A 22,100-nucleotide genomic window follows, 5' to 3' on the forward strand; every position below is an offset into this window, starting at 1 on the left:
GTTTCGATTCAGGCTGACCCATCGCCGCTCACCGTGCGGCGAACGTTGTGCTTGCAACGGTACGGCGCGCGCTGCGCACCGCTCGCTGCTCAATGGCTGATCATCCATGGGCGGCTGCTGCCCGCTGGACGCTTGAACCCATCGCGCTGCGTGCCGCCGCTGCTCGCGCCCGCCAACGCGACGCGCGAGCCGCTGCAGCAGCCGCAACCCGATGGATGGCGCGCCGCGCCGCCGTTCGTCTGGCGCGGCTCATGGGCGGCCCGTTCGTTAGTCGCGTGAGCATTGCGCTCGCCGCTCGCCATCAGCGCGAGCGCCGGCGCGCTGATCAGGCGCGACGCACTGGCGCCGCAATCAGGGCAATGCAGCGGCAGATCGCGCGCGGCGACGCTGCGCATCACGGCGAACGGGCCGCAGCTCGCGCATTCAAAGTCGTAAACCGGCATGACTGGCTCCCCGTGTTGACCGCTGACGATCAGGACCGCGCGAGATCGTACGAAAGCGGCACATCCACGCCGCCGTGCACGTGCTTCACCGGACCCTGCGCATTCGGACGAATGTCGAAGTCGAAGATCTGCGTCGGCAGCCACAACGTTGCACACGCATTCGGAATATCGACCACGCCGCTGATATGCCCCTGCACCGGCGCCGTGCCCAGCACGGCATACGCTTGTGCGCCCGAATAGCCGAATTTCTTCAGATACTCGATGGCGTTGAGGCAAGCCTGCCGGTAAGCGATATGCACGTCGAGGTAATGCTGCTTGCCGCTCTCGTCGACCGAGATGCCTTCGAAGATCAGGTAGTCGTTATAGTTCGGCGTGATCGGGCTCGGCTTGAAGACCGGATTGCGAATGCCGTATTTCTCGACGCCGCCCTTGATCAGATTGACGCGCATATGCACCCAGCCTGCCATTTCGATCGCGCCGCAGAACGTGATTTCGCCATCGCCCTGGCTGAAGTGCAGATCGCCAACCGAGAGACCCGCGCCATCGACGTAGACGGGGAAATACACCTTCGAGCCGCGCGACAGGTCCTTGATGTCGCAATTGCCGCCATGCTCGCGCGGCGGCACCGTACGTGCGCCGTGCGCGGCCGCTTGCGCCTTCGCGTCGCCGCTGAGCTTGCCCATATGTGCGGTGGCGGCGAACGGCGGATTCGCGAGCGGCGGCACGCGCGCGGGCTCGGTGGCAATCAGCGCCGCTTCGCGCGCATTCCATGTTTCGAGCATCTTCGCATCGGGCAGGCAGCCGATGAGCCCCGGATGGATCAGCCCGGCGAAATTCACGCCCGGCACGTGCCGCGAACTCGCATAAAGGCCGTGAAAATCCCAGATCGACTTCTGCGCATGCGGAAAATGATCGGTTAAAAAGCCACCGCCATTCGACTTCGAAAAGAAGCCATTGAAGCCCCACTGCGAATCGGGGCGCGCGCCCACGTCGAGCAGATCCACCACGAGCAGGTCGCCCGGTTCCGCGCCTTTCACGCCCACCGGGCCCGACAGGAAGTGCACGATCGACAGGTCGATATCGCGCACGTCGTCGGCGCTGTCGTTGTTCTTGATGAAGCCGCCGGTCCAATCGTAGGTCTCCAGAATGAAATCGTCGCCGGGATTGACCCAGCAGGCCATCGGAATATCCGGGTGCCAGCGGTTGTGGACGTTTTCGTTTTCGTAAGCCGACTGGTTCAGGTCGACCTTGATCAGGGTATCGGGCATCTCACACGCTCCTCGTTTCAATCACTCGAACATGCGCGGCGGCTCGTGCCGCCGCACGCCACGGCCTCGTCGGCGGGCCGGTCAGACAGACAGGTATTCGCGAATCCGCTCGCTGTCGCCGGCATCGCGCGTGCTCTGATGCACGAAACGCCCGCCTTCGATGACGAACAGGCGGTCGGCCACATCGAGCGCGAAACTGAGTACCTGTTCGGATACCAGAATCGCGATGTCGCGCGTCTTGCGGATTTCGTTCAGCGCTTTCGCGATATCCTTGATCACCGACGGTTGAATGCCTTCGGTCGGCTCGTCGAGCAGCAGCACTTTCGGATTCGTCACGAGCGCTCGCGCGATCGCCAGCTGTTGCTGCTGCCCGCCGGACAGGTTGCCGCCCTTGCGTTTGCGCATATCGAACAGCACCGGGAAAAGCGCGTAGATATCGTCGGGCACCTGCCGGCTGCTCGCGTTCTCCAGCCCCGTCTGAATGTTTTCCTCGACGGTCAGCGTCGAAAAGATCTGCCGTCCTTGCGGCACATAGCCAATGCCCTTCGCCACACGGCGATAGCTTTCTTCGCCCGTCACGTCGACACCGCCGACGCGCACCGAGCCGCGCCTCGCCGGCAGGATGCCGATCAGCGTCTTGAACAGCGTGGTCTTGCCCATGCCGTTGCGGCCCATCACCGCCACGGTCTCCTTGCTCGCCACGTCGAAGCCGATGCCGTGCAGCACCTCGCTTTGCCCGTAGTTCACTGCCAGATCGTCGACTTGCAGCATGTGCGCCCCCTCAATGCCCGAGATAAACGTCGATCACGCGCGGGTCGGCCTGCACCTGTGCCATCGGCCCTTCCGCGAGAATCTTGCCCTGATGCATGACGGTCACCTTGTGCGCGATGCGTTCGACGAAGGCCATGTCATGCTCGATCACGATCATCGAGCGGTTCTCGCAGATGCGGTCGAGCAATTCGGCCGTCACCTCGCGCTCGCGCACGCTCATGCCGGCAATCGGTTCGTCGAGCATCAGCAGCTCCGGCTCCTGCATCAGCAGCATGCCGATTTCGAGCCATTGCTTTTGCCCATGCGAGAGCAAGCCCGCTTCCAGATCGAGCGATGCGGCAAGGCCGATCTCGTCGGCTACCGACTGCACGCGGTTGGCCACCTCGGTGTCCTGCCGGTACGCGAGCGCGCCGAACACGCTGCGCCCGCGCGGAAACGACACCTCGAGGTTCTGCGCAACGCTGAGGTTTTCGTAGATCGACGGCGTCTGGAATTTGCGGCCAATGCCTTTGCGCACGCGACGGAATTCCGCGAGGCTCGTGATCTCTTCGTTGCGAAACTTGATGCTGCCGGCGGTTTCGCGCGTCTTGCCGCAGATCAGATCGAGCAGCGTCGTCTTGCCCGCGCCGTTCGGCCCGATCACCACGCGCAGTTCGCCGCGCTCGAGGTACAGGTTGAGCGAATCGATCGCCTTGAAGCCGTCGAACGACACGCTCAGGTCTTCGATTGCGAGCAGGAAATCGCTATTGCTCATCGCCGGCACTCCTCTTGAAGGCGGAGCCGCGCAGCGCCCTTTGCAGCCGCGCGCGCACGTGCTGCTCGTACAGTCCGGCCAGTCCGTTCGGGAACGCCATCACGACGCCGATAAACATGGCGGCCATCAGATACAGCCATAGGTTCGGAAAGCTCTCGGAAAACCACGTCTTGCCGAGGTTGACCAGAATCGCGCCGTAGACGGCGCCGACCAGCGACATGCGCCCGCCGACCGCCGCATAGATCACCATCTCGATCGACGGCACGATGCCGACGAACGAAGGCGACATGAAGCCGACCTGCAGCGTGAACATCGCGCCGCCGATCGCGGCGAGCAGCGCTGCCACGCAGAACGCGAACACCTTGAACATCGACACGTCGTAACCGGAAAAGCGCACGCGGTCTTCCTTGTCTCGCATGGCGAGCAGCAGCGTGCCGAGCTTGCTGCGCTGGATCCAGCGGCAGCCGATCAGTGCCGCGAGCAGCAGCACCGCATTGACGAAATAAAGAATCAGCTTGGCGTGGTCGGTGCGAATGTCCCAGCCGAGCAGCGTGCGCAGATCGGTAATGCCGTTGACGCCGCCCGTCAACCCCTGCTGGCCGATGATCAGCACCGACAGGATCAACGCAATGGCCTGCGTGATGATCGCGAAGTACACACCGCCGACGCGCCGCTTGAACATCGGATAACTGACGATCAACGCGACCGCGACGGGCACGACCAGCGACGCGAGTATCGCAAACGGCAACGAATGGAACGGCTTCCACCAGTACGGCAGCGCGGTGATCTGATTCCAGTCCATGAAGTCGGGAATGCCCGGCGTCGTTTGCGTTCTGGTGGCAATCGGATCGGATGCCTCGAGCTTCAGGAACATCGCCATCGCATAGCCGCCGAGACCGAAAAACACGCCCTGGCCGAGACTCAGCACGCCGCCGTAGCCCCATGCGATGACGAGACCGATCGCCACGAACGCATACGTCAGGTACTTGCCCATCAGGTTCAAACGGAACGCGTCGAGTGCGAGCGGGAAGACGATCAGGATCAGCAGGGCGAGCAGCACGATGCCGCCGTATCCGGATGCCTCGATGCGCGCGGCAAGCGCACGCCAGCCGACGGGCGCGGCAGCTGATTGGCCGCGGGCCGCTGCCGCGCCGGCAGAGGGATTCAGAGGTTCCATGTCCGTCTCTCCGAACAGGTTGATCGGGCAAACTCAAAGGAGGCGTCAAGCTGGTGCAGCGCGTGCTTCAGTTTCATGCGCGCCGCACCTTCGAAGCGAAAAGCCCTTGCGGACGCAACATCAGGATGATCACGACCGTCAACAAGGTCAGCACGCGCGCCGTGGAGCCCGACAGAAAGAACTCGCTGATCGACTGGGTCTGCGCGATGCCGAATGCCGATGCGACCGTGCCGAGCAGGCTCGCGGCGCCGCCGAAGGTCACCACGAGAAACGAATCGACGATGTAAAGCGAGCCGCTGGTCGGCCCGGTCGAGCCGATTGCCGTGAATGCGGCGCCTGCCACACCGGCCACGCCGCAGCCAATGGCGAAGGTCGCGCGGTCGGTCAGCTTCGTATTGATGCCGGCGGCGTTGGCCATCGGCCGGTTCACCACCGTGGCCCGCACCCGCAGACCCCAGCGCGAGCGGTATAGCGCAAGCAGCAGGCCGCCCGTCATCAGCAGTGCGAGGCCCATCACGAACATCCCGCTCACCGGAATGTCGAGGCCCTGCGCCGGCTCCCACGAGCCCATCAGCCAGTCGGGCAGCGCCGGGCTCACTTCCTTCGGGCCGAAGGTCGAGCGGAACAGCTGCTGCATGCCGAGGCTCAAGCCCCACGTGGCCAGCAGCGTATCGAGCGGACGCCGGTACAGATGCCGGATCAGCGCCCACTCGGCAAGCCAGCCCGCCGCGAACGCGATAAAGAACGCGGCCACGATCGCAAAGAAGAAGTACACCGGCGCAAACGCGTGCCACACGTTCTGCGCGAACAGCGAAAACAGATACACGGTGTACGCGCCGATCGTCATGAACTCGCCGTGCGCCATATTGATCACGCCCATCTGGCCGAAAATCACGGCGAGCCCGAGCCCCATCAGCAGCAGCACGCTGAACAGGCTCAAGCCGGCGAAACCCTGCATCAACGTAATGTTGAGAATGTCGGTTGGTGACATCGAAGTTCTCCCAGGTTCGGCGGGTTCGCGCCCGCCGTCGCACGGCCCATTCAGGCGGCTTACATGTAGCCTTTCGGGAACGGATCCGGCTTGATCGGCGCATCCGACTGCGCGACGACCTTGAACTGGCCGTCGGCCTGGCCTTGGCCGATCAGCGAGCGGCTCCACAGGTGGTGGTTCGCATCGACCTTCGCGTAGCCTTGCGGCGCGTTGTTCAGTTCGATGTTCGGCGACGCGGCGACCACCTTGTCGACGTCGAAGCTGCCCGCGCGCTCGCACGCGGCCTTCCAGATCCACGGGCCGAGGTAGGCCGCCTGCGTGACGTCGCCGATCACCGCGTGCTGGCCGTATCTGGCCTTGAAGGCCGCGACGAATTTCTTGTTGTTGTCGTTGGTCAGCGATTCGAAATACTTCATCGACGAGTAGAAGCCCGCGAAGTTTTCGCCGCCGATGCCGAGCACTTCGTCTTCGGTGACCGACAGCGTCAGCAGGAACTGCTTCTGCGGCGTGATGCCGGCGGCCTTCAGCTGTTTGTAAAACGCCACGTTCGAGCCGCCCACCACGGTCGCGAAAATACAGTCCGGGCGCGCCAGCTTGATCTTGTTCATCAGCGAGTTGAACTCGGTGGTACCGAGCGGGTAGTACTCTTCGCCGACCACCTTCGCATGCAGATGCTGCTCGATATGGCGGCGCGCGATCTTGTTCGACGTACGCGGCCAGATGTAATCGGAGCCGACGAGGAAGAAACTCTTCGCCTTCTTCGTATTCGATGCCCAGTCGAGTGCCCACAGAATCTGCTGGGTCGCTTCCTGGCCCGTGTAGAAAACGTTCTTCGACTGCTCGAGCCCTTCGTAGAAGGTCGGGTAGTACAACAGGCCGTTATCCTTCTCGAACACCGGCAGCACCGCCTTGCGCGACGCGGAGGTCCAGCAGCCGAACACCGCCGCGACATGATCGTTTTCGAGCAGCTTCTTCGACTTCTCGGCGAAGGTCGGCCAGTCGGATGCGCCGTCTTCCTGAATGATCTGGATCTTGCGGCCGAGCACGCCGCCCATTGCGTTGATCTGCTCGATGGCGAGGCGTTCGGCCTGTATCGAACCGGTTTCGGAAATCGCCATCGTGCCGGTCGCGGAATGCAGCTGGCCGACCGTCACGGTCGTATCGGTCACGGCGAGGCCGGTCGTGTTGACCTTCGCGGTCGGCGCCCCTTGCGCGAACGACAGGCCCGGCATGCCGAGCGCGGCCAGCGGCGCCGCGGCGAGGCCGCCGAGCAGGCGCCGGCGCAACGGCGAAGGCGCTTGCGGTGCCGCGGCTGTTGCGTCCGTCGCCGCAAAACCGGCTGCGGGGTCTTCGAATCGATCGTCTACGGCCATCGTTGTTCTCCTTGTCTGATCCGCGTCGTGGGTTAAAGCGCCGGCAGTGTTCGGCGCTGCGTGGACGCAATGTAGGAGGACAAATTCGGATTCGATATACGTCGATTGACGTATATCCGCCGAAAAAATTGGAACGTAACTTGCTCGATGCATCGACCCGCGTAGTCCGCGCACTAAACTGGATCAGCGAATATGGCCCAGACGCACCAGACCGCAGCGCTGCCCGTCACGACCCAGCGCATCGTCAAGATCCGGCGCGATTACAACGCATGGGTCGGCGACGAAACGCTCGAGGACTATGCGCTGCGTTTCACACCGCGCTCGTTCAGGCGCTGGTCCGAATTCCGCGTAGCCAATACCGCGATCGGCGCCGTATCGTTTCTCGTGCTCGAGGCGATCGGCGGCGCGCTCGTGATCAATTACGGTTTCGCCAACGCGGTCTGCGCGATCGCGGCCGTTTCGTTGCTGATCTTTTTGACGAGCCTGCCGATCAGCTACTATGCGGCGCGCTATGGCGTCGACATGGACCTGCTGACGCGCGGCGCCGGCTTCGGCTATATCGGCTCGACACTGACGTCGCTGCTGTACGCGAGCTTTACGTTCATCTTTTTCGCGCTCGAAGCGGCAATCATGTCGCTCGCGCTGCAGTTGTACTTTCACATTTCGATCGACGTCGCGTATGTGATCAGCTCGCTGGCGGTGATTCCGGTCGTGATGTTCGGCATCACGCTGATCAACCGTTTGCAAAGCTGGACCCAGCCGCTGTGGCTCGTGCTGTTCGTGCTGCCATACGCAGCCGTGTTATGGCACAGCCCCGGCCTGCTCTCGGACTGGACCACCTTCGCCGGCCTCGCGCCGGGCGGCCACGAATTCAGCGTGATTGCATTCGGGCAGGCGTGCACCGTCGTGTTCGCCCTGATCGTGCAGGTGGGCGAGCAGGTCGACTATCTGCGCTTTTTGCCGCCGCTCGATGCGCACAACAAACGGCGCTGGTGGATCGCGTTGTTGACGGCGGGTCCAGGCTGGATCGTGCCCGGCGCGCTGAAAATGCTCGGCGGCGCGTTTCTCGCTTTCGTCGCGGTCCAATACGAGATCGACGTCGGGCATGCGGCGCAGCCCACGCAGATGTATCTGATCGCGTATCACCATCTGCTCGATCCGCTCGGGCTCGCCGCCTGGGCGGCGCCGGCGATGACGCTGTTCGTGATCGTCTCGCAGTTGAAGATCAACGTGACCAATGCGTACGCAGGTTCGCTCGCGTGGTCGAATTTTTTCGCGCGCCTCACCCACAGCCACCCGGGCCGCGTCGTCTGGCTCGTGTTTAACGTGCTGATCGCACTGTTGCTCGTCGAAATGGGTGTGTTCGAAGCGATCGGCAAAGTGCTGTCGCTCTACGCGAACATCGCGATCGCGTGGATCGGCGCGGTGTTCGCGGATCTCGTCGTCAACAAGCCGCTCGGTTGTAGCCCACGGCATATCGAATTCAAGCGCGCGCATCTGTATGACGTGAATCCGGTCGGCGTCGGTGCGATGCTGATCGCCGCGGTGGTGGCCGCGTTTGCGCACGTCGGCATGCTCGGCGTGCTCGCGCAGGCGATGTCTTCGTATATCGCGTTCGGCGTGGCGTTCGTTTGCGCACCGGCGATCGCGATCGCGACGCGCGGCCGCTTTTACCTCGCACGCGAAGCGCAAGCGCCCGACGGTCATGAGACGCGGCGCTGCGTGATTTGCGAGAACGACTTCGAACCGGACGACACCGCGCATTGCCCCGCGTACGGCGGCACGATCTGCTCGCTGTGCTGCTCGCTCGACTCGCGCTGCAACGACCGCTGCAAGCCGCACGCACGCTTCGGCACGCAGTTGAACGACGCGGTGCACCGGCTGTTTCCGGATGCGGCGCTCGGGCCGACCACATTGCGCCTTGCGCGCTACCTGAGCCTCGTCGCGGCCATGCTCGCGCTGCTCGGCCTCGTGCTCTATCTCGTGTGGTCGCAAAGCACGCGTTCTCTCGCGCCGCTCGACACGCTCGCGTGGAAGGAACTCGCGCACAGTTACGTGACGATCTTTTTCGCGCTGTCGCTGATCGGCTGCATCGGCGCCTGGTGGCTCGTGCTCGAACGCGAAAACCGGCGCGTCACGCAGGAGGAATCGCAGCGCCAGACCGAATTGCTGATGGTCGAAATCGACGCACACCAGAAAACCGATGCCGCACTCAAACGCGCGACCGAGGCGGCCAAGTCCGCCAACCAGGCGAAAAGCCGTTATGTGACAGGCTTGAGCCACGAACTGCGCACGCCGCTCAACAGCATCCTCGGCTACGCGCATTTGCTGCTGCAGGCACGCGACGAGATACCGGCCGCGCGCCATCACGCGATCCAGACCATCCAGCGCAGCGGCGAACATCTGCTCGCGCTGGTGGACGGGCTACTGGACGTCGCGCGCATCGAAGCCGGCAAACTGCAGCTGAACGTGACCAGGGTGCCGCTGACCGATTTCATCGAACATCTTGCCGCGATGCTGCGCCCGCAGGCCGCCGAGAAGGCGCTCGACTTCGACGTGCAGACCGTCGGCCGCCTGCCGCGCATCGTCCGCTCCGACGAGAAATGCATGCGGCAGATTCTGATCAACCTGATCGGCAACGCAATACGTTTCACGTCGGCCGGATCGGTGACACTGCGCGTGAGCCATGCGTGGGACACCGTCACGTTCGAAGTGAGCGACACGGGGCCCGGCATCGCGCCCGCCGATATCGAGCGGCTTTTCATGCCGTTCGAACGCGGCCACGCGGCGCGCGACCACGACCATGGCGCGGGCCTCGGGCTCACGATCTGCCAGTTGCTGACGCAGGCGCTCGGCGGCAGCCTCGAGGTGGACAGCGCGCCTGGCCGCGGCACGCGCTTCGTCGTCAAGCTGTTCGCGCCGGAAGTGCATGCGGTGGAAGATATGCCCGCCGCCACCGGCGGCATCGGCGGCTATCACGGCGCGCGACGCACGGTGCTCGTTGTCGACGATCTGCCCGATCAGCGCGCCATCGTCGCCCAGGTGCTGGCGCCGCTCGGCTTTACTGTCGCGGAAGCCGGCAGCGGCCCCGATGCGCTGCGTTGGCTCGGCATTCATGGCGCGGACGCGATCATCATGGATATCTCGATGCCCGACATGGACGGCTACGAAACGAGCCGATTGATTCGCGACAGCCAGCTGAGCCACGCGCCGATCATGCTGCTGTCGGCCAACGCCTTCGCCGACGATCGCGAGCGTGCAACGGCGATCGGCTGCGACGATTATCTCGTCAAGCCGCTGCAGGTAACGCTGCTGCTCGAAAAGCTCGCCCGGCTGCTGCACATCGAATGGATCGTCACGCCCGAAAGCGCCGCCCCGACCGGTGCGCCAAAGCCGCCTGCGGCGATCGAGGCGCGGCCCGCGTTGCCGCGCGCCTTGCGCGATGCACTCGAGGCGCTGCTCGAAATGGGCTACGTGCAAGGCATCGTCGAACAGCTCGACAAGGCCACGCTGCAATGGCCGCAGTTGACCGACGAATTCGCGTCGCTGCGCGCCCTCGCGCAGCGTTTCGAGCTGGCGGCATTCGGCCGCCGGCTCGCCCTACTCTCCGACGACTCCGATGGCCGAAGACTACGTTGACCTCGCCGAAGCCGCCACGCTCGACTTCGCCAGCAACCGCAGCGTCGTGCTGATCGTCGACGACACGCCCGATAATCTCGCGCTGCTGTCCACCACGCTCGAAGCGGCCGACCATACGGTGCTCGTCGCGCTGAACGGCGAAGCGGCGCTGAAGTGCCTCGCGCGCGTCACGCCCGATGTCGTATTGATGGATGCGATGATGCCCGACATGGACGGCTTCGAGACCTGCCGCCGCCTGAAGCTCGATCGACGTCATGCGCATCTGCCCGTTATTTTCATGACCGCGCTGACGCAGACCGAACATGTCGTGCAAGGATTTCGCGTCGGCGGAATCGACTATGTGACGAAGCCCGTCAAGCCAAACGAGGTCTGTGCGCGCATTGCCGCACACGTGCAGCGCTCGAAGGCGCAGCGCTATGCCGATGCCGTGCTCGGTCTCGATGCGCGCGCCGCGCTGATCGCGGCTGCGGACGGTACGATCCGTTGGCTGAATCCGCAGGCGTCACTGCGCTTGCGTCGCTATGAAGCGACGGTGCAAGACGATATATCGCCGGCGCCGGCGAGCCTGCCGCCGCCGTTGCTGCAGTGGTTCACCGGCTGGGTTGCGCGTGGCTGCGACGCGCAGGCAATGTTCGAATGCACGACGCACGGTGTGCGCTGCACCGCCCGCGTGTCGGGCAACCCGGCACGCGGCGAATGGATGCTGATCCTCGAGGAATTCGACGACGCCGCGCATGCCACGACGCTCGGCACGCAATTCGGGCTCACCACGCGCGAAGCGGAAGTGCTGCTGTGGCTATCGCGCGGCAAGACGAATCGCGACATCGGCGAGATTCTGAGCATGGCGCCGCGTACCGTGAACAAGCATCTCGAGCATCTGTTCCACAAGCTGCATGTGGAAACGCGTTCGGCTGCGGCCGCGCTGGCGGTGAAGGCTGCGAATCGGGCTTGAAATTCACAGGCGTGAAATCCGCTCACCGATACACGGCGTGCCGGAGCCGTCATGCCGATACGTGAAGCCACTGCTCGTCAGCACCGGCTTACCGGGCACCTACGCAAACCATAAAAGTCCGCTCGTTACCGCCAGGACCGCGCGGTATATTTCGAGCTGCTGTCGCCTGCTCGCTTAACCGCACCGCGGAATCGCTCGTCACCGGGCACGGCGCATAATAATGGCGCAATAAAGCGTTTCGTTGAATACGCGCGCAAACGTATGCGTCGTTCTTGACAACCGGCGCGATGATAAAGCTATTCAATTTTTTCCGAAAGGCGCCGTTAACCTATGACGCATTATTGTCTCAGCCCTTAGCGTCACAGCATGAAAGAGGAGACCATTCATTGTCCCACGACAATTCGCAGGTGTTCAGGTGAGGAGGTCTTTCGAATCGTTCACCATGCCGCGAGGGAAACTGGCGAACTGGCTCGTCTATCCCGGCAGAGACACGCCGCTCGCTATTCGTGCGGCGCTCGTTTCGACGCTATTCGGCACCTTGCCGATCTTCCTCGGTGGCGTATTCAATACCATCGCCGTTGCCGCAGCGCTCGCGTATCGCCATCCGAGTCCGCCGTTCCTGTTCTGGCTGTTCTCGGAAGTCGCGGTTTGCCTGACGCGCCTTGTGCTGCTGATGCTTTCGCATCGGCGCGCGCGGCAGCGCAAGCCGACGCCGACCGACCTCTACATTCTTCTGGCGCCGCTATGGGGCGCGACTGTCGGCTATGGCGCGCTGATCAGTGCAACCAGCGGGGACTGGGTGGCCGCTACGCTATCGTTCCTTTCCGCCGCCGCGATGGTGGGCGGAATCTGCTTCAGAAACTTCGCTGCGCCGCGCCTCGTGGCCATCATGATTTTTCTGTCGCTCGGTCCATGCTGTATCGGCGCCGTGCTGTCGGGCGAACCCGTGCTTCTGTTGACGCTGGTTCAGATCCCGTTCTATCTGTTCGCCATGAGCGTCGCCGCGAAAAAACTGAACGTGATGCTGATATCCACGATGGAGGCCGAGCGCGAGAACGACCGCCGCGCACGTCACGATGGCTTGACTGGATTGCTTAACCGCGCGGGGTTTTTCCACGCCGTCACCTTTGAGCTTTCCGACGCGGCTCGACAAGGAGCCGGCGCACCCGTCTTCTATATCGACCTTGATGGCTTTAAAGCGGTCAACGACGCTTATGGACACGAGTGCGGCGACAGGCTGCTGATCGAGGTCGCGGCAAGACTTCGCCAGCTCGCGGGGCCGAATGCCCTCGTTGCCCGCATGGGAGGCGACGAGTTCGTCATCGTCGATCAACCGCCGTATGCGGCTGAGCCGCGTGCGTTTGCGAATAGCGTGATTGAGGAGATCGAAAGGCCATTTCACCTGAGCGACGATGTCACGGTCAGCATCGGCGCCAGCATTGGTATCGCGTCGGTGACGGGCGACGGTAGCGCGATCGATACGGTGCTCGAATCGGCGGACGTCGCGATGTATGAGGCCAAACGGAATAAGAAGAAGCGGGAAGTGGCTACCTAAGCCAAGATATGCATCTCTTCCGTGCCGATTGTGCGAATGACGTGGCTTACGCGCATCAGACCTTCATGACCAGATCAGGCGCGTACTGTTCAAGATGGCCGTCAACCGTCATGAAATGCATCGGCTCATGTTTCGCCTGGGCGATGAGTAGCCGATCAAATGGATCACGGTGGTAGTCGGGAAGATGGCGTACCGCAGCACCGTGCGCCGCGATGACGGGCAATTCGTTGAACCCGCTCGTCTCGATGGCGCTCACCAGCTCGTCAATATCGACGTCCAGCTTCCCCAGCCCTGCCTTGATGGAGGCCTCCCAAATGCTCACGCTGCTGACGAACACTTCCGCCGCCTCTGAGATTGTCGCGCGGGCCGCGGCGCTCAATTTTGCGTCGTCGGCGACCACCCACAGGAAAATATGCGTGTCGAGCAGCAGGCGCATCACCGTCCCTCAAAAGCGGCGAGAATGTCGTCGGGCAGCGGCGAATCAAAGTCGTCGGCGATGCGGATGCTGTCGCGCATTACGCCGAAGCGCCGGAGAGGTTTTTCAGATTCGACGGGTACGAGCCGGACCGCCGGCTTACCCCGCTTGGAGATAACGACCTCTTCTCCAGCCATCGCTGCGTCGACAAGCCGCGACAGAGTCGTCTTGGCTTCGTGAATGTTGGCGTTTTGCATGACATCGCTCCATGGAACGACACCATTTTAGCCAACTTAGCTAAGTTGGTCCACTGCCAGCAAGTGACCGTGCCCTAATATCGCGACAAGTGTCGCGCGCGGTACATGTGGGTTGAACGAGGAAATGGTTGCTCGTATTCCTCTATAGCATTCAGTGGTTACCCGCGAACTGATAAAGCGGCCTTCGCAATCCTATAATGCAGCCTCGATGGTGACAGCGAGCGTCAGCAGGAGAACAGCATGATCGACGCAGCAAAAGTTGAACAGCACTACGGGCAGGCGAGCCTGATCGAACGCCTGCGCGATGCGCTCAAGGCAGACGGACTCGACGACAGAACGCTGCACCCGGAAGACCTTGCGCCGCTAGACCAGTTTCACTCGCGAGGCCTGCAAGCCACTGTAGAACTCGCGCAAGCACTGAACATCGGCGATGCAACAAACGTGATCGATATCGGCTCGGGTCTGGGCGGACCATCGCGATACCTGGCCGCAACATACCGCTGCAACGTCTGCGGAATCGACCTCAGCGAGGCCTATGTCGACGCAGCAAGTTTTCTCGCCGAGCGCACCGGCCTGGCGGATCGCGTCGATTACACGCGCGCCAATGCACTATCGCTTCCCTTCGAAGCCGCATCATTCGACATTGCATGGACCCAGCACGTCGCAATGAACGTCGCGGACCGCGCGACGCTGTATCGCGAAGCCCATCGCGTATTGCGTCCAGGCGGCCGCTTCGCGATATACGATGTGGTCGCCGCGTCGGGTGAGCCTTTGCACTATCCAGTTCCGTGGGCAGCCACGCCGGAAACAAGCTTCCTCGTCACGGCGGACCGCATGCAAAGCCTGCTGCTCGAGCAGAACTTCGAGATCGTCTCATGGACCGACTGCACCGAAGCCGCCATCAACTGGTTTGCCGAAGTGCAGAAAGCGCGCGCAGCGAGGTCCGGCACGCCCGCGCTCGCGCTTGGCCTGCAAGTCGTGATGGGGCCGGGGTTCGGCGAGATGACGAAGAATCTCGCCCGCAATCTGCGCGAAGGGCGAGCGGGGTTGATACAGGCGATCGTCGCAAAGCCTCGATGAGCCGTCGCATGTCGTCGCGCGCAGCGAACATCGCACCCGCGTAGGCGGCGGCCAGGCTTGCCGCTTAAAGCATGTCCTCGAACCGGCAGTTGACGAGCAACTCCGCCATGCTCGCCGAGTTCGGCAGTTCGATCGTATTGGCGATGATCGTCGCGATATCGCGCGGCTGCGTCATCGCGGACGGTTCGAGGTCCGCGAGACTCGCGGCCATATCGGTATTGACGAAGCCGGGGCACACGGCCGTCGCGCGCACGCCGTCGTCCCAGCCCGCGCGCCTCACCGCGTGCGTCAAAGCGATCACAGCGTGCTTCGACATCTGGTAACCGACGTTGAGGTTTTTTACGCGTTTCCCGGATAACGACGCAATCTGGACGAAACGCCCGGCACCCGAGCGTTTCAGATGCGCAAGCGCGGCCTGCACGAGCCTGAACGGCGCCTTGACGTTGATATCCAGCGTTTCTTCAAGCAAATCGTCAGTGCCGTTGTCGAACGAGATCATCTTGCAGATGCCCGCGTTGCTGATCAATACGTCAAGACGGCCGAACTGCTCGATCGTGGCGTTCACCCACTGCCGCCCCGCATCCGTATGCCGTGCTTCATAGGCACAGACGAATGCATCCAGGTCGTTATCGAATAAAGCCGGCTCGCGCACGCCCAGCGAAAGCCGATATCCGCGCCTATGCAACTCGAGCGCGATCTCGCGGCCAATGCCGCGGTTCGCACCGGAAATCATCGCCACTTTCGTCATCGGTTGCTTCCTTTCGTAAAGTGCTTTCCGCGCCGGGCATCAGAAGCCAGCGTCGATCGTGATCTTCGTGCCGTCGCTGAAGCGGCTCAGGCGAAACGCATGCGGATCGACCAGCGGCGCATCGCCGTTGACCAGGTCCGCCATCAGCCGGCCCGCGCCCGGTCCGATGCCGAAGCCGTGGCCCGAGAAACCCGTACCGATAAACAGACCGGGCACGCGCTCGACCGGCGAAATGATCGGAATCGCATCGGGCGTCACGTCGATATAGCCGGCCCAGCGTTGCGCGATACGCGCATCGGCCAGCTTCGGAAAAACACTGACGAACTCGCGCAAGCCGTTATCGACATAAGGAACGACGGGATCGGGGTCAAGCGTGCGCACCGCTTCGAATACGGTCGGGTGGTCGAGCGACCAGCGGCGCGGCCGCTTGAGCTCGTCGAAGAAGCGTTTGCCGAAGTGAATCTGCAGCGCGCCCATCTGGCTTTTCAGCGCCTCGATGTACTTGAAGAACAGGCGAAACGAATCGGGCGTCAGGTCCGTATGCGTGCGCATGCCGTACGCGACCGTATAGCCGCCGTCCGCGCGCTTTCTGAACGCAAATTCCTCGTTGTTCGCACTGCATGTCGGGCCGCCTTCGAGCGGCTCGGTACGCAGCACCGACGCGCGCGTCAGCAATTGCGGCAAGTCGACGCCGAGATTGCCGCAGAAATATCGCGTCCACGCGCCGCCCGCGACGACGACGGCCTGGCAGCGAATCGACCCGTGCTCGGTTACCACTGCACTCACGCGAGCGCCGCTCGTCTCGACGCCGCGCACCGCGCATGGCGTCAGAATCTTCACGCCGCGGCGGCGCAGCGCATTCGCGATCGCCGGCGCGGCCTTTTGCGGCTCGGCGCGTGCGTCGCTCGGCGTGAAGATGCCGCCGCGAAAACTGCGCGACGCGCCCGGCAGCAACTGCGCAATCGCAAGCGTGTCGACTTCGCGCGTATCGAGCCTGGCGCCCGCGATCTCGCGCGCACGCGATAGCCAGTCGCGATGCCGTTGCAGCGTTTCGTCATCGTCGGACACATAGAGAATGCCGCACTCGTTGAAGCCGGTATCGATGCCAAGCGTGCGATCGAGCGTGCGCCAGATTTTCAGGCTCTCGATGCTCAGCAGCAGCTCGCGCGGATCGCGCCGCGTGACGCGCACCCAGCCCCAGTTTCGGCTCGACTGTTCGCCCGCTATGTGACCCTTCTCGCAGAGCGCGACGCGCAGGCCCTTGTCGCTCAGATGCAGCGCGGTCGATACGCCGATGATGCCGCCGCCTATCACGACGACATCGGTTTCTTCAGGTATCTGGATATCGTCGGCGACGATGTCGACTTGTGGTCCCATGATGATGTTGTCGTTGTGCGTTGTGCGTTGTGCGTTGTGCGTTGTGCGTTGTGCGTTGTGCGTTGTGTCGATGGCGGTATCAGTGGTGCCGCTCGGCGACGGCGGCCGCGGCGGCCTGCGATTGCAGCGCCTGCGCGCGCCGCGACGGGCGCGCCGCGCGGCTATTGGTGCGCATGTTCGGGTTCGCGAAGCGGTTGGTCCAGCGGTCGATATGATTGATCGCGTGCGTGAGCGGCACCGTGATCAGCAGATAAACGACGCCCGCGGCCACGAGTGGCGACAGATTCGCGGTGTTCACCGCGGTGTTCTGGCCGATCGTGAACAGATCGCGTTGCGACGTAAGAAGCCCGAGAAAATAAACGAGGCTCGAATCTTTGACAATCGCGATGAACTGATTCGCGAGCGCCGGCAGAATGCGCCGGATGCCTTGCGGCACGATCACGTAGCGCATGCTGCTCCAGTACGTCATGCCGAGTGCGAGACTCGCATATAACTGGCCATGGCCGACGCTCTGAATGCCGGAGCGGAAAATTTCGGCAATATAGGCCGACGAAATCAGTGCGAGCGCAACGATCGCGAGCGGATACGGATTGGGCCCGAACAACGCGAGTCCGACCGGCGCAAGCCCCTGTCCCACCACGAGAATCACGAGCGCCGCCGGCAGGCCGCGGAACACGTCGATATAAATCCGCGCGGGCAGCATGAGCCACCGTATATTCGACACGACCATCAAGGCAAGCACGAGGCCCGCGACGATGCCGAGCACGGTAGAAAACACCGAGAGAATCAGCGTGTTCACGAGACCCGTGCCGAGCAGGCTCGGCAGCGAATCGATCAGAAGCGGCCAGTCGAGGAAGTTCTGCAAAAAGGCGTCCATATGCGCGCGCTCCGGAAAAGCGTGGTCGACTCAAGTCCGTCCCGTCTCGTGGCCTCTCGTGCGCCGGCGCGTGCGCCCGCGCGCTTGCCCGATCAGGTGCCCGCTTTCATCTCGTACGGCGGCAGGCTCGTGGGCTTCGGATAACCAGGATGGAATTGCAGATAGAGCTTCATCCATGTGCCGTCGGCGACGAGTTCGCCCAGCGTCTTGTTGAGGGCGGCTTCGAGTTTCGTATTGCCTTTATGGACCGGAAAGCCGGCCGGCAAGTTCACCGCGGAGATGTCGAGCTTGTCCGCGATATTCATCTGCGGGTATTTGCTTTGCAAGCCCTCGACGAGCGTCTTGTCGACAAAGTAGCCGTCAATGTATTTATTGCGCAGCGCAAGGAAGCCGGCATTGAGGTTCGGAAAGCGCACGATCTGCGCGTCCGGCAGGTAGCTTGACGAATAGGTGTCTTCGATCGTGCCTTGAATCACACCGATACGTTTTCCTTTGACGGACCCGACGTCGCTCGAAATCGTGGTGCCCGGCAAGGTCGCGACGCTGAGCAGTCCAGTCAGATACCCTTCGGAAAAATCGACCATCTTGAGCCGGTCTTTCGTGATCGAAATCGAGCCCGCTGCAAGGTCGATCTGCTGGTTCGCAACGCTCGGCAGCAGTCCCGAGAAGTCCTGTGCACGAAAGTCGGCGGTGAGGCCGAGCTTCGCGGCGATCGCGCGTATCAGCTCGACGTCGAAGCCGGTCATCTTGCCATTGTCGATGTACGAGTAAGGCTTGTTGTTCGCATCGACGCCGGCCACGATCTTGCCCGGCGTCAGCGTGCCCACGTCCTCGGCATGAGCGGCCGATACCGCGGCGACGCACAGCGACATCGCCATCGCAAGACAGCGTGCAAAGTGACTGAAACGCATGATGAGGCTCCTCCCGAAAGAAACGGTGGTGAACGAAACCAGAACCGGCTCGTGGCTGCGCGAGCCATACCCTTGTTGTTCGGTTGACGCTCAGGACAACGCAGCGCGCACGCGGCCGCGCCACATGTCGTCGAGCTGGTAAAGCGCGCTGCCGAGCGGCACGGCGAGCTGCCTTGCCATACCCGCGCCGCTCAACGGAAACGCGCCTTCGCCGAACGCACCGGCGTCGCGCTCGATGCCGAGCATGTGTTTCGCGATGCGATGGCCGAGATAGCTCATCAGCGCGACGCCGTTGCCGTTGCAGCCAAGCGCATAGTGAATGCCGTCGTGCGAGCCCGTATGCGCGAGCTTGTCGCTCGTCATGGCCACGTAGCCCTTCCACGCATGCGTGATGCGCACATCGCGCAGGGCCGGCCACAATTGCACGAGCTTCGCATACAGATGGCGCGCCGCGCCGCGTTCGTCGAGTTCGCGTATCGCGGGCCGCGAGCCGAAAATCATGCGCATGCCGTCCGGCGAAGGACGCGTATAGAAAAGATTGCGCTTCGAATCGCTGATCATCCGCCGCCCTGGATTGAGCACATCCATGAGGCCGGCCGGTAGCGGCTCGGTGGCGATCTGGTAGCTCGCCACCGGCAGCACGCGGCGCGCGAAGAACGGCAGCAGCCGCCCCGTATAGCCGTTGGTCGCCACCAGCACGTGCCTCGCATCGAGCGTGCCGCGACGCGTATGCAGACGAAATCGCGCGCTACCGGAAGGGAACGCCGAGGTTCTTTCGATACGCTCTACTTCGGCATGCGAATGTAATGTTGCACCGCGACGCCGTGCGAGTTCGCGCAACGCGCGATGATACTTCGCCGTATGCAATCCGCCGTATTCGTCGACAAGAATGCCGCCGTAGTAATAGTCGGAACCGACGATCGCACGCTGCGCGTCGCGTTCGATCACATGAACGGTCACACCGGTCTTCTCGCCCAGCAACTGGCCCTGGCGTCGCAACTCGTTGAAATGACCGGGCGTGAAAGCGCCGAAAAAGCGGCCGGTGATGCGCAGATCGGCGTCGAGCCTTTCGCCGATCACGAGCTGCTGCAGATAGTCGAAGCTCGCCATCGATTCATGCATGAGGCGCGCGAGCCGCTCGGCGGAAACACCGCGAATCGCGTTCGTCAGCGCGAGCTTCTGTCCGCTCGAGACCATGCCGCCGCTGCGCGTGCTGCCGCCCGCGCCGATTTCGGCCGCATCGAGCACGGCCACGCGCGCGCCGTGCAGCGCGGCCTGCGCGGCAGCCGACAGCCCGCAGTAGCCGCTGCCGATAATCGCGACGTCCACGCTGGACGGCAGCGGCAGCGGCGCACTTTCAGGGGGTGCCGCGTCCCACCAGTACGGAGCGCAGCGAAAAGCTTCGTGGAACAGCAACGCGTCAGGGCGCATGGGCTTGCTTCGGGCGGTGTACGGGGCGAGAGGACCAAGGTTGAGGCCAGTCTAGATTTGCGCGCATCATCCGGTCAAATAGCGCCAAAAAGGGCTTCTATTCATTTCTGATATGGCAAGCTAACGATTCAATGTGCGTTCACTAGCGGAGGATGGATGAATCTCAGGCAGGTCGAAGCATTTCGCCTCGTCATGCTGCGAGGCTCGATGACAGCCGCGGCTCAGGAACTGGGCACCTCGCAGCCGAGCATCAGCCGCCTGATCGCGGAACTCGAAGCGGCCACCGGCCTCGCGCTTTTCACACGGATCGGCGGCCGCATTCGCGCGACCGATGCGGGAAGCGCGTTCTATCGTGAAGTCGACCGCAGCTTCGTCGGGCTCGAGAAGCTCGAGCATTCGGCGCGCGAGATTCGCCAGCTCGGCACCGGGCGTCTGCGCATCGTCGCGGCGCCGGTGATCGCCCTTTCGTTCCTGCCGATGGTGATCGAGCGATTTCTTGCTGCCTATCCGCGCGTGATCGTGTCGCTCGAAATGCGCAGCGAAGCGACCATTCAACGGTGGGTGTCGTCCGCATACTGCGACGTCGGGTTTGCGACAGTGACGCCCGATGCATTCGGCGTGACGAGCGCCGATCTCTACCGGCTGCCGGGACTCTGTGCGCTGCCGGTGAAGCATCCGCTTGCGGCGCGCGCAAGCATCGATGCCGGCGATCTGCGCGGCGAACGCCTGATCCTGCCTTCGTACGCGGACGACACGCGGGCGCCGCTCGATCGCGTGTTGCGGCCCGCCGGCGCGGACCAGGTGCCCGCAGTGGAAACGCCTTATGGCGCGACGATCTGCGCATTGGTATCGCGCGGCCTCGGCATCGGTATCGTGAACCCGCTCGCAGCGCTCGATGCGAATCCGCGCCGTATTGCATTCAGGCCGTTTACGCCGGCTATCCTGTTTCGTGGGTTTACGTTGTGTCCGCAACTACAGCACGCGAACCCCGTGGTGGAGACATTTCTGAAGCTGGTCCGTGAAACGATGGAACGCGAGATCGGCGCACTGCGTGCAGGACGCGTCGATTCACGATCGCGGCGGCGCCGCTGAGCGCCAATAAGCGCCCCACATCGCCCGCATCAGATATCGATGCCGATCTCGTGCAGATAGGGAATCGATGGCGCCGCGCCGGCACGTGTCACGCACGTGGCCGCGGCCGCCTGCGCGAACGCGACGGCGCGCGGTCCCGACGCACCCGCGACGATGGCCGTCGCAAACGCGCCGGCGAACGTATCGCCGGCGCCGGTCGTATCGATCGCGGTCACGGCGGCAGCCGGGAAGAATTCGACCTGCGTACCGCCTTCGTCGGCGAAATACGCGACCACGCCGCGCGCGCCGAGCGTGACGAGTACATGAGGCGCGCCGGCGTCGTGCAGCGCGCGTGCGATCCTGATCGCGTCGTCGATCGAATCGAGCCGGCACCCCGCGAGCGTCGCGGCTTCCACTTCGTTCACGACGAGGTAATCGACCTGTCGAAGCAGCCGCGCAGGCAGCGCGCTTTGCACAGGCGAAGCATTGAACAGAACGGGAATATCAAAGCGCTCCGCGATGGAAAGCACGCTTTCGACCGTCGCGAGCGGCACCGTCAGGTCGCACACGATGATCCGCGCGACGGTAAGCATCTGAAGATTCCGGGCGACCAGTTCCGGCGTCAGATCGCCGTTGCTGCCTTGCACCGTGACGATCGAATTGTTGCCGGCCTCGTCGACCACGACCATCGCGATACCGCTCGCGGCGTGCTCGCTGACGGCGACGCCCGAACAGTCGATTCCCTCCGCCTCGAGACTCGCCATGAGCCGCGCGCCGAATTCATCGTTGCCGACACAGGCGATCAACGCGACCTGCGCGCCGAGCCGCGCCGCCGCAATCGCCTGATTCCCGCCCTTGCCGCCGGGCGCGACGAGAAACCGGCTCCCTTTCAGCGTTTCGCCCGGTCGCGGGAAGCGCGGCACATACGTCGCGAGATCCATATTCACGCTCCCGACGACAACAATGCGCGGCAACGGATCGTCTCTCATCTCGTTCGTTCAAAAGATCGC

The 22,100-nt window shown here is 63.1% G+C and carries 20 protein-coding genes; 5 read left to right on the forward strand and 15 right to left on the reverse strand.

The genetic code is table 11. The features are described from left to right. Positions 1 to 89: 89 nt before the first annotated feature. The 7 genes from QYH69_RS27055 to urtA all read right to left on the reverse strand — a co-directional run bounded on the left by QYH69_RS27055 (position 90) and on the right by urtA (position 6,777). Positions 90 to 443 (reverse strand): zinc ribbon domain-containing protein, encoded by a 354-nt coding sequence (locus QYH69_RS27055; protein WP_308834793.1) that lies wholly within the window; start codon positions 441 to 443, stop codon positions 90 to 92. Between the two features lie 29 nt (positions 444 to 472). Beyond that, positions 473 to 1,711, reverse strand: a complete 1,239-nt coding sequence (gene fmdA / locus QYH69_RS27060; protein WP_308834794.1) for a formamidase — start codon at positions 1,709 to 1,711, stop codon at positions 473 to 475. 81 nt (positions 1,712 to 1,792) lie between these two features. Beyond that, on the reverse strand, positions 1,793 to 2,482 hold the full coding sequence (urtE, locus tag QYH69_RS27065) for an urea ABC transporter ATP-binding subunit UrtE (protein ID WP_075159896.1): 690 nt from the start codon (positions 2,480 to 2,482) through the stop codon (positions 1,793 to 1,795). A 10-nt stretch (positions 2,483 to 2,492) separates the two neighbouring features. Further along, on the reverse strand, positions 2,493 to 3,236 hold the full coding sequence (gene urtD, locus QYH69_RS27070; RefSeq protein WP_219803067.1) for an urea ABC transporter ATP-binding protein UrtD: 744 nt from the start codon (positions 3,234 to 3,236) through the stop codon (positions 2,493 to 2,495). Then, on the reverse strand, positions 3,226 to 4,413 hold the full coding sequence (gene urtC / locus QYH69_RS27075; RefSeq protein WP_308834795.1) for an urea ABC transporter permease subunit UrtC: 1,188 nt from the start codon (positions 4,411 to 4,413) through the stop codon (positions 3,226 to 3,228). Before urtC ends, urtD begins: the two co-directional genes overlap by 11 nt. A gap of 73 nt (positions 4,414 to 4,486) precedes the next feature. Continuing rightward, positions 4,487 to 5,404, reverse strand: coding sequence for an urea ABC transporter permease subunit UrtB (gene urtB, locus QYH69_RS27080; RefSeq protein WP_075159893.1), 918 nt, complete (start codon positions 5,402 to 5,404; stop codon positions 4,487 to 4,489). Between the two features lie 59 nt (positions 5,405 to 5,463). Next, positions 5,464 to 6,777 carry an urea ABC transporter substrate-binding protein gene (urtA, locus tag QYH69_RS27085; protein WP_308834796.1) on the reverse strand — a complete coding sequence of 438 codons (1,314 nt, stop codon included), beginning with the start codon at positions 6,775 to 6,777 and terminating at the stop codon, positions 5,464 to 5,466. Positions 6,778 to 6,969: 192 nt separating this feature from the next. Here urtA and QYH69_RS27090 point away from each other — a divergent pair, with 192 nt between their 5' ends. The 3 genes from QYH69_RS27090 (at position 6,970) to QYH69_RS27100 (ending at position 12,923) form a co-directional block, all read left to right on the forward strand. Beyond that, positions 6,970 to 10,416 (forward strand): ATP-binding protein, encoded by a 3,447-nt coding sequence (locus tag QYH69_RS27090; RefSeq protein ID WP_308834797.1) that lies wholly within the window; start codon positions 6,970 to 6,972, stop codon positions 10,414 to 10,416. After that, positions 10,397 to 11,368 (forward strand): response regulator transcription factor, encoded by a 972-nt coding sequence (locus QYH69_RS27095; RefSeq protein WP_308834798.1) that lies wholly within the window; start codon positions 10,397 to 10,399, stop codon positions 11,366 to 11,368. The genes QYH69_RS27090 and QYH69_RS27095 overlap by 20 nt, the downstream gene beginning before the upstream one ends. Before the next feature lie 415 nt (positions 11,369 to 11,783). Beyond that, complete coding sequence (locus QYH69_RS27100; RefSeq protein WP_308834799.1) at positions 11,784 to 12,923, forward strand: GGDEF domain-containing protein; 1,140 nt, start codon at positions 11,784 to 11,786, stop codon at positions 12,921 to 12,923. Between the two features lie 55 nt (positions 12,924 to 12,978). On the opposite strand, the gene QYH69_RS27105 is transcribed toward QYH69_RS27100, so the two are convergent. Beyond that, complete coding sequence (locus QYH69_RS27105) at positions 12,979 to 13,359, reverse strand: type II toxin-antitoxin system VapC family toxin (protein ID WP_308834800.1); 381 nt, start codon at positions 13,357 to 13,359, stop codon at positions 12,979 to 12,981. Then, positions 13,359 to 13,595 (reverse strand): type II toxin-antitoxin system Phd/YefM family antitoxin, encoded by a 237-nt coding sequence (locus tag QYH69_RS27110; RefSeq protein WP_075159888.1) that lies wholly within the window; start codon positions 13,593 to 13,595, stop codon positions 13,359 to 13,361. The genes QYH69_RS27105 and QYH69_RS27110 overlap by 1 nt, the downstream gene beginning before the upstream one ends. A gap of 240 nt (positions 13,596 to 13,835) precedes the next feature. Here QYH69_RS27110 and QYH69_RS27115 point away from each other — a divergent pair, with 240 nt between their 5' ends. Further along, complete coding sequence (locus QYH69_RS27115; protein ID WP_308834801.1) at positions 13,836 to 14,675, forward strand: methyltransferase domain-containing protein; 840 nt, start codon at positions 13,836 to 13,838, stop codon at positions 14,673 to 14,675. A 64-nt stretch (positions 14,676 to 14,739) separates the two neighbouring features. Here the strand turns inward: QYH69_RS27115 and QYH69_RS27120 are convergent, their stop codons facing one another. From QYH69_RS27120 to QYH69_RS27140, 5 genes are all read right to left on the reverse strand, one after another. Beyond that, positions 14,740 to 15,423 (reverse strand): SDR family NAD(P)-dependent oxidoreductase, encoded by a 684-nt coding sequence (locus QYH69_RS27120; protein WP_308834802.1) that lies wholly within the window; start codon positions 15,421 to 15,423, stop codon positions 14,740 to 14,742. Positions 15,424 to 15,462: 39 nt separating this feature from the next. Next, complete coding sequence (locus QYH69_RS27125) at positions 15,463 to 16,800, reverse strand: FAD-binding oxidoreductase (RefSeq protein WP_308834803.1); 1,338 nt, start codon at positions 16,798 to 16,800, stop codon at positions 15,463 to 15,465. A gap of 79 nt (positions 16,801 to 16,879) precedes the next feature. Then, entirely contained in the window at positions 16,880 to 17,677 is a 798-nt protein-coding gene (locus tag QYH69_RS27130; RefSeq protein ID WP_308834804.1) for an amino acid ABC transporter permease, read from the reverse strand. A 92-nt stretch (positions 17,678 to 17,769) separates the two neighbouring features. Next, positions 17,770 to 18,588, reverse strand: a complete 819-nt coding sequence (locus tag QYH69_RS27135; protein WP_308834805.1) for a transporter substrate-binding domain-containing protein — start codon at positions 18,586 to 18,588, stop codon at positions 17,770 to 17,772. 90 nt (positions 18,589 to 18,678) lie between these two features. Continuing rightward, on the reverse strand, positions 18,679 to 20,019 hold the full coding sequence (locus QYH69_RS27140) for an FAD-binding oxidoreductase (RefSeq protein ID WP_308834806.1): 1,341 nt from the start codon (positions 20,017 to 20,019) through the stop codon (positions 18,679 to 18,681). A gap of 156 nt (positions 20,020 to 20,175) precedes the next feature. Between QYH69_RS27140 and QYH69_RS27145 the strand changes: the two genes are divergently transcribed. Continuing rightward, a complete protein-coding gene (locus QYH69_RS27145; protein ID WP_308834807.1) occupies positions 20,176 to 21,111 on the forward strand; it encodes a LysR substrate-binding domain-containing protein in 936 nt (311 codons plus the stop codon). Positions 21,112 to 21,140: 29 nt separating this feature from the next. Here the strand turns inward: QYH69_RS27145 and rbsK are convergent, their stop codons facing one another. After that, positions 21,141 to 22,079, reverse strand: a complete 939-nt coding sequence (gene rbsK / locus QYH69_RS27150) for a ribokinase (RefSeq protein WP_308834808.1) — start codon at positions 22,077 to 22,079, stop codon at positions 21,141 to 21,143. Between the last annotated feature and the right edge of the window lie 21 nt (positions 22,080 to 22,100).

Source organism: Paraburkholderia sp. SARCC-3016 (assembly GCF_031119615.1).
GTDB lineage: Bacteria > Pseudomonadota > Gammaproteobacteria > Burkholderiales > Burkholderiaceae > Paraburkholderia.

What these genes read in the sequence shown, in the direction of transcription:
- QYH69_RS27055 (WP_308834793.1), bottom strand. Translation starts at nt 443, where the DNA reads ATGCCGGTTTACGACTTTGAATGCGCGAGCTGCGGCCCGTTCGCCGTG.
- fmdA (WP_308834794.1), bottom strand. Translation starts at nt 1,711, where the DNA reads ATGCCCGATACCCTGATCAAGGTCGACCTGAACCAGTCGGCTTACGAA.
- urtE (WP_075159896.1), bottom strand. Translation starts at nt 2,482, where the DNA reads ATGCTGCAAGTCGACGATCTGGCAGTGAACTACGGGCAAAGCGAGGTG.
- urtD (WP_219803067.1), bottom strand. Translation starts at nt 3,236, where the DNA reads ATGAGCAATAGCGATTTCCTGCTCGCAATCGAAGACCTGAGCGTGTCG.
- urtC (WP_308834795.1), bottom strand. Translation starts at nt 4,413, where the DNA reads ATGGAACCTCTGAATCCCTCTGCCGGCGCGGCAGCGGCCCGCGGCCAA.
- urtB (WP_075159893.1), bottom strand. Translation starts at nt 5,404, where the DNA reads ATGTCACCAACCGACATTCTCAACATTACGTTGATGCAGGGTTTCGCC.
- urtA (WP_308834796.1), bottom strand. Translation starts at nt 6,777, where the DNA reads ATGGCCGTAGACGATCGATTCGAAGACCCCGCAGCCGGTTTTGCGGCG.
- QYH69_RS27090 (WP_308834797.1), top strand. Translation starts at nt 6,970, where the DNA reads ATGGCCCAGACGCACCAGACCGCAGCGCTGCCCGTCACGACCCAGCGC.
- QYH69_RS27095 (WP_308834798.1), top strand. Translation starts at nt 10,397, where the DNA reads ATGGCCGAAGACTACGTTGACCTCGCCGAAGCCGCCACGCTCGACTTC.
- QYH69_RS27105 (WP_308834800.1), bottom strand. Translation starts at nt 13,359, where the DNA reads ATGCGCCTGCTGCTCGACACGCATATTTTCCTGTGGGTGGTCGCCGAC.
- QYH69_RS27110 (WP_075159888.1), bottom strand. Translation starts at nt 13,595, where the DNA reads ATGCAAAACGCCAACATTCACGAAGCCAAGACGACTCTGTCGCGGCTT.
- QYH69_RS27115 (WP_308834801.1), top strand. Translation starts at nt 13,836, where the DNA reads ATGATCGACGCAGCAAAAGTTGAACAGCACTACGGGCAGGCGAGCCTG.
- QYH69_RS27120 (WP_308834802.1), bottom strand. Translation starts at nt 15,423, where the DNA reads ATGACGAAAGTGGCGATGATTTCCGGTGCGAACCGCGGCATTGGCCGC.
- QYH69_RS27125 (WP_308834803.1), bottom strand. Translation starts at nt 16,800, where the DNA reads ATGGGACCACAAGTCGACATCGTCGCCGACGATATCCAGATACCTGAA.
- QYH69_RS27130 (WP_308834804.1), bottom strand. Translation starts at nt 17,677, where the DNA reads ATGGACGCCTTTTTGCAGAACTTCCTCGACTGGCCGCTTCTGATCGAT.
- QYH69_RS27135 (WP_308834805.1), bottom strand. Translation starts at nt 18,588, where the DNA reads ATGCGTTTCAGTCACTTTGCACGCTGTCTTGCGATGGCGATGTCGCTG.
- QYH69_RS27140 (WP_308834806.1), bottom strand. Translation starts at nt 20,019, where the DNA reads ATGCGCCCTGACGCGTTGCTGTTCCACGAAGCTTTTCGCTGCGCTCCG.
- QYH69_RS27145 (WP_308834807.1), top strand. Translation starts at nt 20,176, where the DNA reads ATGAATCTCAGGCAGGTCGAAGCATTTCGCCTCGTCATGCTGCGAGGC.
- rbsK (WP_308834808.1), bottom strand. Translation starts at nt 22,079, where the DNA reads ATGAGAGACGATCCGTTGCCGCGCATTGTTGTCGTCGGGAGCGTGAAT.